10 protein-coding genes are annotated in these 13,555 nt (G+C 43.3%); 7 read left to right on the top strand and 3 right to left on the bottom strand.

Features of this window, described 5'->3' with window-relative positions:
* Positions 1 to 9: 9 nt before the first annotated feature.
* The 6 genes from ACHFJ9_RS15395 to ACHFJ9_RS15425 all read left to right on the top strand — a co-directional run bounded on the left by ACHFJ9_RS15395 (position 10) and on the right by ACHFJ9_RS15425 (position 10,060).
* On the top strand, positions 10 to 1,062 hold the full coding sequence (locus ACHFJ9_RS15395; protein WP_395357398.1) for a formate dehydrogenase subunit gamma: 1,053 nt from the start codon (positions 10 to 12) through the stop codon (positions 1,060 to 1,062).
* A complete protein-coding gene (locus tag ACHFJ9_RS15400) occupies positions 1,046 to 1,462 on the top strand; it encodes a membrane protein (protein WP_012841836.1) in 417 nt (138 codons plus the stop codon). The genes ACHFJ9_RS15395 and ACHFJ9_RS15400 overlap by 17 nt, the downstream gene beginning before the upstream one ends.
* Before the next feature lie 423 nt (positions 1,463 to 1,885).
* Positions 1,886 to 6,262 carry an RHS repeat-associated core domain-containing protein gene (locus ACHFJ9_RS15405; RefSeq protein WP_395357400.1) on the top strand — a complete coding sequence of 1,459 codons (4,377 nt, stop codon included), beginning with the start codon at positions 1,886 to 1,888 and terminating at the stop codon, positions 6,260 to 6,262.
* Between the two features lies 1 nt (position 6,263).
* Complete coding sequence (locus ACHFJ9_RS15410; protein ID WP_145532124.1) at positions 6,264 to 7,157, top strand: immunity 49 family protein; 894 nt, start codon at positions 6,264 to 6,266, stop codon at positions 7,155 to 7,157.
* A gap of 713 nt (positions 7,158 to 7,870) precedes the next feature.
* Positions 7,871 to 8,377, top strand: a complete 507-nt coding sequence (locus ACHFJ9_RS15420) for an ankyrin repeat domain-containing protein (protein ID WP_012841835.1) — start codon at positions 7,871 to 7,873, stop codon at positions 8,375 to 8,377.
* Positions 8,378 to 8,839: 462 nt separating this feature from the next.
* The gene (locus ACHFJ9_RS15425) at positions 8,840 to 10,060 is read left to right on the top strand and encodes an ammonium transporter (protein WP_258627402.1); all 1,221 of its coding nucleotides are present in this window, start codon (positions 8,840 to 8,842) and stop codon (positions 10,058 to 10,060) included.
* Between the two features lie 32 nt (positions 10,061 to 10,092).
* Here ACHFJ9_RS15425 and ACHFJ9_RS15430 read toward each other — a convergent pair whose 3' ends face one another.
* On the bottom strand, positions 10,093 to 10,266 hold the full coding sequence (locus ACHFJ9_RS15430; RefSeq protein WP_395357403.1) for a hypothetical protein: 174 nt from the start codon (positions 10,264 to 10,266) through the stop codon (positions 10,093 to 10,095).
* 118 nt (positions 10,267 to 10,384) lie between these two features.
* Between ACHFJ9_RS15430 and cobB the strand changes: the two genes are divergently transcribed.
* Positions 10,385 to 11,116, top strand: coding sequence for a Sir2 family NAD+-dependent deacetylase (gene cobB / locus ACHFJ9_RS15435; RefSeq protein WP_005396469.1), 732 nt, complete (start codon positions 10,385 to 10,387; stop codon positions 11,114 to 11,116).
* 90 nt (positions 11,117 to 11,206) lie between these two features.
* Here cobB and ACHFJ9_RS15440 read toward each other — a convergent pair whose 3' ends face one another.
* Together ACHFJ9_RS15440 and ACHFJ9_RS15445 are read right to left on the bottom strand one after the other, a co-directional pair.
* Positions 11,207 to 12,244, bottom strand: coding sequence for an extracellular solute-binding protein (locus ACHFJ9_RS15440; RefSeq protein WP_005396470.1), 1,038 nt, complete (start codon positions 12,242 to 12,244; stop codon positions 11,207 to 11,209).
* Positions 12,245 to 12,491: 247 nt separating this feature from the next.
* Positions 12,492 to 13,523, bottom strand: a complete 1,032-nt coding sequence (locus tag ACHFJ9_RS15445; protein WP_395357405.1) for an extracellular solute-binding protein — start codon at positions 13,521 to 13,523, stop codon at positions 12,492 to 12,494.
* Positions 13,524 to 13,555 lie beyond the last annotated feature (32 nt).

Below are 13,555 nucleotides of genomic sequence, written 5' to 3' on the forward strand. Positions count from 1 at the left end.
GAGAGGCACATGTTAAACACGCTTAAACGTGCGTCTCTAGCAATGCTGTCAATGATGACGGCATTGCTGCTGACTTTCGCAATGCCTGCTTCAGCAGAGGAACAATCTTCTAAAGTTATTCAACAGGAGATCACGCAAATCGCCGGGGCAGACTATTGGCGCGAGGTCAGAGAGGGGCAAGAAGGCTACACCACGTCTCAATCGCCAGAACATGGCGTATTGATCAGTAAACCTGGTGAGACTTGGTACATTCTAAAAGAGAAATGGATGTCTCCAGCTGGTGCTGTCGCGATTTTCGGCAGTATTGCAATGGTAATCATGGCTTACGTACTCGTTGGTCCTTTAATGCTTAGCAAGCCGCGTACTGGCAGAAAGATGAAACGTTGGTCTCGTTTAGACCGCGCGCTTCACTGGAGTATGGCGTTTACATTCTTAACGTTGGCATTCAGTGGTTTGATGCTGGTTTACGGTAAGCACTTCTTAAAACCGTACGTTCCTACTGAGTTCTGGGGCTTTATCGTCATGTTGGCGAAGCAGTACCACAATTACATGGGACCATTGTTCTTCATTTTGCTGATGCTCGTGCTCTTTAAATGGTGGCGCAAGTCGATTCCAAACATGACAGATGTTCGTTGGTTTATGAAAATGGGCGGCATGGTTGGTAAACACAAAGGCACACATCCGTCAGCTGGTTTCTCAAACGGTGGTGAGAAGGCAATCTATTGGTTGTTGATCTTCTTTGGTGCTATCGCGGCAGTGAGTGGCTTAGTTCTGGACTTTCCTATCTTTGGCCAAACTCGCCGTGATATGGAGCTTTCTAACTTAGTTCACGCGATTTCGGCACTGATTCTAATCTGTGGCTTTATCTTCCACATCTATATTGGTCTATTCGGTATGGAAGGTGCGCTAGAAGGCATGGTGACAGGTGAAGTTGATGAAACATGGGCGAAAGAGCATCACGATCTTTGGTATGAAGAAGTGAAATCCAAAGAAGCGATGGGCGAAACAGATACGGCACAAACGGAATCAAAAGGAGCGAAAGCGAATGAACAAACCTCATAACGGGATTTGGGTTGCGTACATCCTGAGCTGTCTGACCCCGTTTACGTTTCTGATCTCAGGCGTTATCGCAATTATCTATGCGGGTTACCGATTAGATAAGGGAGAAGACAGCGACGTAGTGATTTCTCATTACTACGGTTTAATTCGCACCTTCTTCCTCTACCTGACGTTTTTTGTTGTGTTGATCGTCACCGTCGCGACTTCTAACGGTGTACTCGTTGGCGTGAGTGATTATTGGTTGCATAGTACTTTGCTTGAAACCATCGCTTACTTTATTCCTTGGGTAGGGATGGTGTTTGCTGCATTAGCCATCTTGGTGTGGTTTATGCGAATGTTTCAAGGGATGCAGCAACTGCGCAATAACCAACCACACAGACCATCGACAGGTCCAAACCTTTAATCAGTATTCTTTAAGCAAAACCGCCGTAATAGGCGGTTTTTTTGTTGCTGTCATGTCTCAAATATGAAGCGCTGAGTCCCACAGGTGATACTTGATGCAACTTATTGAGTGAATTTACGTAACTGGGCAGAAAATCATAGTTAAGTAAGAAACATGTAAAAAAATCGCGTCGCGATGAGACATTAGTCTCACTCACGCTATTGTTCATTTACTCAGGATTCATCGTCCCGTTAAAGTACGCTGCGCTCAGAAACTCAAAGAGTTGCATACGTGAAAATTGCCATCAATACATTCAGTCTACGCATACAGAGGAATCTCTATCGGAGGATGTTTGATTAAGGCATCTTGCTCTCACAAATAAAAAGAGCGAAACGAGCATTAACTGATGCGGCAAGGTAAGAAAAGGACAAACACGTTACGGCTATGATCCCTCAATTCGTCATTCCTATCACGAATCGCTTTGGCGAAAGCTATCACTTCTCAGGTCAGTTACTTACTAGCGGCGAACCTAAAACATTCGTGACCAAACAAGAGGCAATAGAGTTTCTTGAGAGCTTTGGTGAGCTTGACCTTCGCTCTGTCGAAGACTTGTTCTATGCGATTGGTCAATTCAAGCCAAACATACCTGACGGTGAGCTTACTTCCCAACACTATAATTCAACGTTTGCCAATGCTTTGGTGAACGGTGACTTGCATGTCGCTCGAATTGTACCGACCGGAGAAAACTACGCACTCTCGTCAGCGGTTACGCCTCCACCGACCCAAAATACCGTCAATGCAAAACCATCGAAGGGAAAGGGGAAGTCGAATAAAAAGAGTGGCAGAAGTGCCGCATCCGCCAAGCCTCAGCAACAAAGCAGCGAAAAACATGAGAAAGCCGGTGATCCTGTATCACTTGTGACGGGTGAAGAAATTCTCGAACTCTATGATATCGAGCTACAACAAGGTACTACTTGGCTGCGTACTTACCGCTCATCGCAGTCGGATGTAAATCATGGAATGGGCTTTGGTTGGCGACATGCATTTCAGTTTGAATTGCACGAGAAGACCGACGAGAAAGACAATGTTATCGCTTGGAAGTTTGTTGACGATAAGGCAGATATCACAGAATTTGAGCCAGTAGATATTGGAGCGACAAGTTACCAGGTATACGCTGGTGCGAGCTGTTATTTCCTAAATTCAGCAACTCGGATCGTGACGCTCGCTAATGGGCATCAATATCGATTTGAACAGAAAGATGATCGTTGGCTTGTTAAACAAGTCAGAAATGGCACGTTTTCAACGTTTCAACTGCAGTATTCTCGAAACCATCGATTGATCGAGATTGCATATAACAAGCGTCCGGTTCTTGAATGTCAATATGATAAGCAAGGACGCCTTGTAGAGCTGCTTAATGCAAAGTCCCAAAAAGTTCTGACAACTTATACCTATGATGAGCACGATGATTTGGTCAGTGCAACCAATCATTTGGGCTTGAAGGAACAGTATCAATACCGCGGCCATTTAATTGTTAAGCGTGTACGACCAACTGGCTTTACTCATTATTTTGAATGGGATGGCGAAGGTGCTAACGCGAAATGCATCAGGAACGTTGGGGACGCAGGAATTTATGACTATCGCTTCCATTATCAGGGAAATCATTCTTCTTATTCTGACTCGTTAGATCATCAATGGTCTTTCTTGCATGACGAGCAGGGTAACTTGCTCGAGAAAATAAGCCCCACAGGTAAAACCTGGCGATGGCAATATGATGAATTAGGACGAAAAGCACAAGCTATCTATCCTGATCAGTCAACGGTCAATTATCAATATAATCAGCATGGTCAATTAGTTTCTAAGTTTCATTCCTCTGGCAAAGAAGTTCAATATGGTTATGACGGCTTAGGTAAGTTAGTTAAAACGGTTTCACCTGACGGGGATATCGAGAAGGCTTACTACAATAGCCTCGGTCAAAGAGTTTGGGATACCGATCAGTTCGGCTGTGTCACGGAATATGATTACGATAAACACGGTCAAGTCGTAAAAAAAGAGTCTGAAGATGGTAAGAAAAGTCAGTGGTGGTGGGATGAACAACAAAGACTTATCGCGAATGAAATAGACGGTACATTACTTCGTTACAGCTACAACGAAGAAGATCTAGTGAATGGCGTCGCTTATCCCGACGGGTGTATTGCTCAACTCGCTTATGATCAATTTGGCAGGCGTACATCAGTTCGTTATTTTAACGACGAAGACAAAGTCGGTTATAGCGAAGAATATTCTTACGATGAGCACAGCCGTGTTGCTCAGATTCGAACGCCAGCAGGCATTACCTCGTATCAGTGGGGAGTACTCGCGCAACAAGAAGCAGTCATCTTCCCCGATGGCAGCCATATTTCTTATGAATACGATCAACAACGTAACCTGACTAAATTAGTTCGGAGTGACGGCTTAGAATTCGAATTCCTGTATGACGATGAAGGCCAGCTATCAGGAACAGTTGGGTTTGATAATCTACAAAGCCAATTTGATTATGACGATATGGGGCGCATCCATCGTAAGCAAGTCGCCGATAGGACCGTGCTATACCGCTATGATGCTGCGGGTTATCTCAAGCACGTCAAAGCAGGAAATGGTAGCAGTATTGTAGAGAACCACTTCAATTATACGCTTGGTGGGCGACTTACTTTCGCATCCAATCGCCATCAAACATTGCAATACCAATACTCTTCATTCGGGCATTTAACAAAGCGCATTCAAGGTCAGTTTGAGATAGCGCAGGAGTTTAACAGAGTTGGCCAACGCGTATCTCAGGTACTGCCAGATAATACGGAACTGAACTTCTCTTATGATCGATATGGGCGTTTTTCAGCGATTCGGTTTGGAAACCTAGATTTACCTCAAATCAAATTTCATTACGATGAAATGGGACGAGTTTCCCAAATTGAAACGGCATATTTTAATGAGCGCATCATTTATGATGGTGTTGGTCGTTTGGTTGAACAACATTGGCCAGATAGAGAGAAAAAGTACGTTTACAATGCGCAAAACCGTATTTCATCAATCATTGATAATACGGCAGGAGCAACGCACTATCAGTACGATGCCTTAGGGCAACTTAAACGAGTCAATGCTTCCGGAGAAGTGACTAAGTTTGAATACGATAGTTTTGGCAATCCTACTTTGCCATCTTCAGAGGTATTCGCTGATCGTATTGAAGTACACGATAATGTCCGGTTCAAATATGACGCGCAAGGAAATCAGACAAAACGTGAGGGGCAAGGACACGTTCAGACTCGCGTATTTGATGCGTTAAATCAGCTCATTGAAGTTCACACCGACGATGGTATCAGTCAATATGAATATGATGCATTAGGGCGCAGAACGAAGAAAATTACACAACAAGGCGTTACGGAGTTCCTGTGGGAAGGTGAACGTTTAATTGGTGAACGCTCTTCAGGTGCTTTCCGTTGGTACCTATATCAACCAGAAACCTACACGCCAGTGGCACTGCTAGAAAATGACGTTATTTATTGGTACCAGTGCGATCAAGTTGGTAAACCAGAGCGACTGATCGATTGCGAGGGGAATGTTGTATGGAGTGCCAGTTACGATGCTCACGGCTTTGCTCATGTACATATTGAAAATGTCGCAAATCCATTGCGTTTTCAAGGGCAGTATTTCGATCAAGAAACCGACTTACACTACAACCTCGCTCGGTATTACGACCCTAAGCTAGGACGTTTCATCCAACAAGATCCGATATCTATTGCTGGTGGTATTAATCATTACCAATATGCAGTCAACCCTATCCAGTGGATTGACCCAACAGGTTTCCTTTGTGAAGAAGGGCTAAAACGCTTGGGTCAAATGTTGGCAGAGTATCAGGCGCAAAGCGATGTCCCCCAAGAGGTTTGCGATCAGATTTTAGAGGCAGCAAAAGAATCATCCGTCGGAGAAGATGGCGTTCGCTCGCAAGTCAAAATCCGCAAACCCAAAGGTAAAAATCATATTCGATATGAATACGATTTAGACCATATTGATTGCGAGAGAAACGAGATTACTTTTTATCGTCATATTAATCACTCAGATGGCAGCAGGCACGAAGTGCAGTATGTTGTTGGGATTGAGGAGTTTGTCAATGCGCATGTTTTTGACTCAGAGAAAGTCGGTGGAGAGGAAGGTTGCACGATCTTTACTGAAGATCTTGTGCTGAATAAAGCAGAGTATAAAGAAAACTCTGAACTCAATACGAGTGATTATGAGCTAACAGAAAGAAACAAAGCAAAAATTGATGAATGCTTGAAAGAGCGTCAAGAGGCAATGGACGCTCGATCTGGCGAAGAGGGATATAACGCTCAAATTGGTAATATTAACCAACAGTCTGCAAAAATAGGTGAGTTGGCCGCGGATGACTTTGTCCGGAGTAAACGTCCTAATGCTAAGCTGCTTCATCCCAAAGATATTGGAACCTCAATTTCGAAGCCGGGCGACTTTGATATGGTTTATGAGGTGGAAGAGCCACCACCAGGTGAAATTATAATTGTTGAGGCCAAAGGGGGGAGCAGTCCTTTGGGTAGTAGAAAAATAGGAAACGAAGCATGTCAGCAAGGAACGGCTAAATATGCAGCGGCAATAGTTGGTAAGATGTCTAGGAATGGGCGAAATACAACAGAGTGGGAAGCAGCTAAATCAATAAGAAACGCTTCGAGGAGTGGACGCCCAATTAGATATATACATACTAAAACCCCAATCTCTGAATCAGGGAGAGTTTCAAAGGTTAAAGTAAAAGAATTTAATGTAGATTTAGGGAAGTTTTAAAATGTCTGACAAAATTAAAATAGAAAGAAATGCTGATCCAAAGCTGACCTCGGAGTTAATCAAAGGCTATAGTTCTGATATTGATGAAGACCTTGATACGCGCAAAGAGGTAATCAGTATTCGTAGAGAAAACTTAGTTGCTTTAAGTGATGAATCGTTTTATCTAGTGAGATGGTACTCGTGGTTCCCACACTCCATAGAAAATGAACAAATCGGAACACTTTGCCTGTATGAAGCGTCATTAATGCGCGCGTTTTATCATCAGTTAGCGATGAGGCCTGACGAACCTCAAAGTATTCAATTACCTAGATACCCAGAAGTGACCTGGAAAGGCGAAGGTATTTTAAAAACAGGCTTCATTTGTCCTTCAATGTGGCTAGATGCCTATTTTACCTCTGTCATCGTCCGTGACAAAGCTAGCATGGATGTGTTGGCGAACTTTCCGATTTCTTTGATGAGACAGAGCTCTACCAAAGCGGGTGAGCTGTCTTATATGTTAGTAGACGTCATACAGTCGTTCCATCAACGTACAGCAGACTACCCTGATAAACTGGTGGCCGCGATGGACGCGGCAGTTGCTCAGGGTGATGATTGGGCGTTAGAAATCGCCATGGGTATTCTGGAAACTTTTGCTGCCCTGACAACTGACATCGGTTATGACTTTGAAGAGGTACTCATTAAGAACTTACAGTTCCAAGAGCAATACCAAATGAGGCTCGATAAGCCAGAGGACTTGATTTCTATAGAAACTTTCATATCTTTCCCTCTTCTTGGCATGGCTTGTATGTGGTACGACAAAGGCAACCGTTTATCAGTTGAAACTGGTTGGCTTCCTCCCTATCTCGTTGAAGGACGTTGGCTAGAAGAAGTAAAAGCCGGGAAGATCTCTCGATAAACTCCTTTAGTTAGCAATTCAGCATATAAGCCATCTCTATCTTGAGGTGGCTTTTACGTTTAGGGTGGAGAGCTTGTTGTTTGTTGAACGACCCATAATTGGTGGCATTATCCGAAAACCCAAAGTTAAAAATCATATTCGATATGAGCACGATTTAAACCATATTGATTGCGAGAAGAACAAAATTACTTTTTATCGTCATATCAATTGTTCAGATGATAGTAGGCCTAAGTCCATTATGTCTTCAAGATAGAGGGTTTTGTTAACGCACACGCTATCGCAGAAAATCAAGGACGAAAACATCTTTGGAGCAAAGTGACAGTTTGCGAATTTTACAAGGCTTGTTATTCGAGACCAAGAACTCAGATGATGCCTTTGATTTTGGCGCATATTTAAAATCTGTTGCTGGTCCACCTCCTACAGATATCCCTGATCCACATGCTCATCATATATTCTTCAAAAAGGGGCTAGGTTCAGAGCAACAGCTCTCGTTGTTGAAGGTTAAATTCTTTTGAGACAGTATGGAACTTATCCAATATTTGACCACGAGAACTTAGTGTGGGCTCCAAATCGGATTGAAGGTCAGTATGATATTTATGCGTTGCGGCAGGTTGTTGATACTCTTAAAGTGACAGATAAATGTTGGGTAAACGCGGTGATATAGTTAATGCTTTAAAATTACTGGTTAAAACCGCAGCTGAGAGGAGATAAAGATGGCAGGTGAGCATAGCGCAAAAGATGTAATGGCCGCGATTAAATCGGGTGATGTAAGTGAGGTTGAAAAAATTCTCTCAGGAGATGACAAATTACTTCATCTAATTACGCCATTGGGCTCGTGGTTGCACATCGCAACGGAGCAAGGGCAAGATAAAATTGTAGAGCTTCTGGTGAATCTAGGTATTGATGTAAATGTCAAGGGGGGGCCTTCAGGTGTAACTCCCTTAAATACAGCTGCATATGAAGGTAATTTAGACTTACTTATCTATTTTCTAGAAAGAAGTGCAGTGATGGATATATCTGAACCAGACCGCAACCCATTGTTTGCTGCGATCCATGCAGGTCATAAAAATATTGTGGAGTTATTACTAAAAGCTGGTATAGATACAACGGTTAAATATACTGGTAACTCTATGAAAGACATGGACGCTATAGCGTTTGCTTATGAGTGGGGACGCAAGGAAATCGCAGAAATGATTAAAGAGCACAATAGGCACGCTTAGTAGAAGTTAATATGGTACGACAAAGGTAACCGTTTATCTGTTGAAACTGGTTGGCTTCCTCCTTATCTCGTCGAGGGGCGTTGGCTAGAAGAAGTAAAAGCAGGGAAGATCACTCGATAAACTCCTTTAGTTAGCCATTCAGTATAAAAGCCACCTCTCATGAGGTGGCTCTTATGTTTATGGTGGGGAGTTTGCTGCTTGTTGAGCTATATGGTGCGCATTATGTTGGTGCACTAAAACCACATTGGTGCATTTATTAGCGTGTTAAGCACCATTTCAAGAATGCATAATTTTATTAAAGTTCATACAAAACAATAAATTAAAGTGTAAGTGTTAGAAATGTAAATTATGGAATGAGAATTGCTCTGTTAGACGCTCTATAAACTAAGTTCACCAAATTGGTGATGAGCCTAACTTTGATGCACAGGATAAGTGCGCTACAGATCAACGGAGACAATCATAATGAGTGTAACTGCCAATCAGGTACAAGGCGCTGTACAAACTCTCACGCAAAGTTCCGACACACTTTTCTTACTACTTGGCGCAATCATGGTTTTTTTGATGCATGCTGGTTTTGCTTTTCTTGAAGTAGGAACCGTGCGCCAAAAGAACCAAGTTAATGCTTTAGTTAAAATCTTGGCCGATTTCGGTATTTCCGCCATTGCGTATTTTTTCATTGGATACTGGGTCGCTTATGGCGGCACCTTCTTTGCTGATGCAGAGACATTATCTCAAGGCAATGGTTACGAGTTGGTGAAGTTCTTTTTCTTGCTGACCTTCGCTGCAGCGATTCCTGCTATTGTTTCAGGTGGTATCGCAGAACGAGCTCGTTTTTATCCGATTCTAATCGCAACATTTTTTACTGTCGGCATCGTATACCCGTTATTTGAGGGAATAATCTGGAACGGAAACTTTGGTGTTCAAGCTTGGTTTGAAAGTACCTTTGGTTATGGCTTTCACGACTTTGCAGGTTCAGTCGTTGTACATGGTGTTGGCGGCTGGATAGCGTTGGTTGCCGTTGTGTTTTTGGGCATGAGAAAAGGCAGAGTTCGAGCAGGAAAGCATACCAACTTTGCACCTTCGAATATTCCGTTTTTGGCTTTGGGAGCTTGGATCTTATGTGTGGGGTGGTTTGGCTTCAACGTCATGTCAGCTCAAACCGTGTCAGGCATAAGTGGCTTGGTGGCTATGAACTCATTGATGGCAATGGTCGGAGGCATTGTCGCGTCATTGTTGGCTGGTAAGAATGACCCCGGCTTTATTCATAACGGCCCACTAGCTGGCTTGGTTGCTGTATGTGCGGGCTCAGACTTAATGCATCCTATCGGTGCTTTAGTGACAGGTGCGATTGCTGGCGTGCTATTTGTTTATCTTTTTACCTACCTACAAAACAAAACCAAGATTGATGATGTGTTGGGTGTCTGGCCTTTACACGGTTTATGTGGCGCTTGGGGTGGTATTGCTGCGGGGATCTTTGGTCAAAGCGCGTTGGGTGGGCTAGGTGGCGTGAGCATTATCGTTCAGCTTCTAGGAACGCTTTTGGGCATTTCTATCGCAGTGATTGGGGCGCTTGCAGTCTACGGCGCGATCAATGCCAGTATGGGACTAAGGCTTTCGGAAGAAGACGAATTCAATGGCGCTGACCTAGCCATTCATAAAATATCTTCTACCAACGAGGATTGAGGCCAATGTGGGAGCGGCGTAAAGCCGCTCTTTTAGCAATTGCCTTTTTTTGCTTGGCCAGGGGGACAGAAATCTCCATTACCACGATGGTTACCGTCATTGGTGCTGACTCTTACTTTTACGTCGTCCACTTCGCCTTCAACATTGGTTAGTTGGCAACCTGCTAAAGTCGTAAGTAATATAAGCGCTAGAGATACTTGTCTCATTGCTGTTCCTCTTAAATTGTAATTCTAATAGTGACCATTACGACCATGGTCTAATCCATATTACTACTGTTGCTATTCTTTCAGTGTTAAGCTAATGAAAAAACAGCAAGGATGAGTTATGAATTTCCCTTATAGAAATATTGTAGTACTTACTGGTGCAGGTATCTCGGCCGAATCTGGTATTCAAACATTTCGTGCGCAAGATGGCCTTTGGGAGAATCACCGTATTGAAGATGTAGCAACACCTGAAGGGTTTGCTCGCGATCCGGACCTTGTTCAAGACTTTTACAACCAACGCCGCAAGAAACTTCAAGACAATGCGATACAGCCGAATGCCGCGCATAAGGCACTGGGCCGCCTAGAAACCGAGTTAGAAGGTAAAGTGACGGTCATCACTCAAAATATAGACAACCTTCACGAAAGAGGCGGCAGCCATAACGTCATTCATATGCACGGTGAGCTTTTAAAAGCGAGATGCAGTGAATCAAACCAAGTTATAGAACATAGTGAAGACATTAAGACTGGTGAGCTTTGTCATTGCTGTCAGATCCCTTCACAAATGCGACCACATATTGTTTGGTTTGGTGAAATGCCACTACGAATGGGGGATATCTACGCAGCATTAGAAGAAGCAGATTTATTTATTTCTATCGGGACTTCTGGCGTCGTATATCCCGCAGCAGGTTTTGTTCATGATGCAAAAATGCATGGCGCGCACACCATCGAAATTAACCTCGAGCCTAGTGCGGTAGAAAGTGAATTTGAGGAAAAACGCTACGGAAAAGCAAGCGTCGAGGTTCCAAAATTAGTTGACGAGATACTGGCTCTAGAAGGAAAAGAAAGAGCGTAATAATTCTCACAGAGGAGAGCTTTTGTCTTGTCATTAAGAACAAAAAAAGCGGCTCATGAGCCGCTTTTTCATATCTTTAAAACTAACGAATTAGTTGTTCACTTTTAGCTTTTGGAAGTACTCATCGTACATTACGCTCGCTTCGCCAACTTCATCTTGCCAAGTACCGCTGTCCATCACTTCTTGTGGTGGGAAGATGCTTGGATCGTTAGCAAATTCTTTCGGTAGCAGTTCGTGTGCCGTTTTCACTGGAGTAGGGTAACCAATCTCTAGTGCGATCTTAGCTGCGTTTTCTGGGCGCAGTAAGAAGTCAATCATCTTATGAGCCGCATCAACGTTCTTCGCGCCAGCTGGAATTGCCAGGCTGTCCATCCAGAAGATCGTTCCTTTTTCTGGCCAGATGATGTCGATGTTCGCGCCTTCTTGACGAGCCATGTAAGCAGAACCATTCCAAAGCATACCAAGTGAAACTTCACCCGCTAGGTAAGGGTTTGCAGGAAAGTCTGAGTTAAATACTAATACGTTTGGCATTAGCTTTTTCAGTTCTTCGTAAGCGGCTTTGATTTCTTCTGGGTTAGTCGTGTTTGGTGAGTAACCAAGCTTAGTCAATGCAATGTGGAATACTTCGCGAGAATCATCCATCAACATTAGTTGACCTTCCCACTTGCTATCCCAAAAATCATCCCACTTCGTAACAGATGATTTGTCTAGCATGTCAGCATTGATACCAATACCTGTCGCACCCCAAATGTAAGGGATAGAGTAGTTGTTGTTCGGATCGAACGGCTTGTTAAGGAAGTTAGTATCAAGATCGGCAAAATGAGACAATTTCTCTTTGTCGATCTGTTGCAGCATGCTTTCTTTACGCATTTTAGAAACGAAATAGGTAGACGGTACTACCAAGTCGTAACCAGAACCTTGGGTTTTAAGTTTTGCGTACATACTCTCGTTAGATTCATATGTAGAGTAAATAACTTTGATTCCAGTTTCTTTTGTAAAGTCTTCAAGAACTTCGTTTGGAATGTATTCCGACCAGTTGTAGAAATACAGTTCTTGATCAGCAGCCATTGCAGGGGTAGCGATGAGCGTCGCTGCACATAGAGCGCTTGCGTAGAATTTACTTTTCATTTGTTTTCCGTTTTGTTTCGCGATTGGACAAGTCAATACTAGCTGGAGTTATCAAGTTGATCCAAATCGCAGTAAGCACAAATCTGTTTATTTAGCTCGAGGGCTGTATCTCCGCTTTGTGAGAAGATAAAACTAGACATCGAGCCAGATAAACCTAGCAACGCATAATTATATCAGTCAATTACAAAAATAGGCAGCGTATTGCTGCCTATTTTCTTTTAGTCGATGACTTGTTACACAAGCTCGATTACTGTCCCGCTTTCAGCTTTAGGAAGTAATCTTCGTACTTAACGGTTAGATCACCAACCGCATCTTGCCATTCCACTCGATCAAGATCTTCTTGAGAAGGAAATAGCGGTGCAACATCTTTAAACTTAGCGTTCGATTCCTCTACCGCTGTTAAGTAACCAGTATCACGTGAGATTTGCTCTGCGATTTCTGGACGTAGTAGGAAGTCGATCATCTTGTGAGCTGCTTCTACGTTCTTCGCACCGGAAGAGATAGCGAAGTTATCAACCCAACCGATACCGCCTTCTTTAGGAAATACGAGTTTAAGGTTTAGGCCTTCATTTTGAGCAGCTGCAGCGCTGCCGTTCCAAAGCATACCAACGCCCACTTCACCAGACATGTAAGGTGCGCCTGGGTTGTCAGAGTTGAAAACTAGAACGTTTGGCATCAACTTTTGTAGCTCAGCGTACGCTTCATCGATTTGTTTAGGGTCTTTTGAGTTACCTGAATAGCCGAGTTTACGCAGAGCGATATGGAAGACTTCACGAGTGTCGTCCATCAGCATTACTTGACCTTCAAGCTCAGGCTTCCATAGGTCTGCCCAGCTTTGGAAGTCGTTTGGATCGTACATGTCTGCGTTAACCGCTAGGCCTGTAATCGCAACAACGTGTGGAATAGAGTAGTCGTTATTTGGATCGTAAGGCTTGTCTAGATAGTTCTTATCTAGGTTGCCGAAGTTTTTAAGCTTAGTCTTATCGATCTTTTGTAGCATACCTTCATCGCGCATTTTTGCTACAAAGTACGTTGAAGGTACAACTAGATCATAACCTTGGTTATGAGTTTTTAGCTTTGCGTACAAAGTTTCATTCGACTCGTAAGTCGAGTAGATCACTTTGATACCAGTTTCTTTGGTAAATTGCTCTAGGATATTACTGTTGATGTAAGGCCCCCAGTTCATAAATACCAATTCTTTATCGTCCGCTGCCGCTGAACCTGAGAACAGAGAAAGCGCACATGTACTACCAGCTAATAGAGTAGCCCATTTTTTCATTGACGTTAGCTCCAAACCAAACGTTGTCCAAA

The sequence above is a fragment of the Vibrio sp. D3 genome (assembly GCF_043995865.1).
Classification (GTDB): Bacteria; Pseudomonadota; Gammaproteobacteria; order Enterobacterales; family Vibrionaceae; genus Vibrio; species Vibrio diabolicus.

Excerpts from the sequence above, each read along its gene's own strand:
- ACHFJ9_RS15395 (WP_395357398.1), top strand. The coding sequence starts at position 10 with ATGTTAAACACGCTTAAACGTGCGTCTCTAGCAATGCTGTCAATGATG.
- ACHFJ9_RS15400 (WP_012841836.1), top strand. The coding sequence starts at position 1,046 with ATGAACAAACCTCATAACGGGATTTGGGTTGCGTACATCCTGAGCTGT.
- ACHFJ9_RS15405 (WP_395357400.1), top strand. The coding sequence starts at position 1,886 with ATGATCCCTCAATTCGTCATTCCTATCACGAATCGCTTTGGCGAAAGC.
- ACHFJ9_RS15410 (WP_145532124.1), top strand. The coding sequence starts at position 6,264 with ATGTCTGACAAAATTAAAATAGAAAGAAATGCTGATCCAAAGCTGACC.
- ACHFJ9_RS15420 (WP_012841835.1), top strand. The coding sequence starts at position 7,871 with ATGGCAGGTGAGCATAGCGCAAAAGATGTAATGGCCGCGATTAAATCG.
- ACHFJ9_RS15425 (WP_258627402.1), top strand. The coding sequence starts at position 8,840 with ATGAGTGTAACTGCCAATCAGGTACAAGGCGCTGTACAAACTCTCACG.
- ACHFJ9_RS15430 (WP_395357403.1), bottom strand. The coding sequence starts at position 10,266 with ATGAGACAAGTATCTCTAGCGCTTATATTACTTACGACTTTAGCAGGT.
- cobB (WP_005396469.1), top strand. The coding sequence starts at position 10,385 with ATGAATTTCCCTTATAGAAATATTGTAGTACTTACTGGTGCAGGTATC.
- ACHFJ9_RS15440 (WP_005396470.1), bottom strand. The coding sequence starts at position 12,244 with ATGAAAAGTAAATTCTACGCAAGCGCTCTATGTGCAGCGACGCTCATC.
- ACHFJ9_RS15445 (WP_395357405.1), bottom strand. The coding sequence starts at position 13,523 with ATGAAAAAATGGGCTACTCTATTAGCTGGTAGTACATGTGCGCTTTCT.